1 pseudogene is annotated in these 352 nt (G+C 23.0%); it reads left to right on the plus strand.

What is annotated here, in order from left to right:
- Nucleotides 1–274 (plus strand): annotated as a pseudogene (locus tag OL66_RS04085) (hypothetical protein); the annotation flags it as partial.
- Between the last annotated feature and the right edge of the window lie 78 nt (nt 275–352).

A 352-nucleotide genomic window follows, 5' to 3' on the forward strand; every position in this document is an offset into this window, starting at 1 on the left:
TATAAAAAAAGATGGCGACTTCATTGAAGAAGGCACCCCAAGACATAAAAAATACGTTCGTCAAAATCAAAAAGAAGAACGTAAACAATTAATTTATGATGAAATATTTAGATTAAAAGAACAATATTATCATGATGATAAATTAACTTTATTTCAAGTTAAAAAAACTCTAGATGAATTTATAATTAATCTTGATCGTGATTTTTATTACGAAAAAATAGATTTTGTAGAACAAGTTTTAAATAAAAGATTTACTAAAAAAAAGAAGAGTTAGAAGATGAAGAAGAGTTTTTCAAACCTGATTATTCTTTTGATTCATTTAAATCTAACTCTAAAACTAATGAGATAATTG

It is taken from the genome of Chrysanthemum yellows phytoplasma, from assembly GCF_000803325.1.
Lineage (GTDB): Bacteria > Bacillota_I > Bacilli_A > Acholeplasmatales > Acholeplasmataceae > Phytoplasma > Phytoplasma asteris.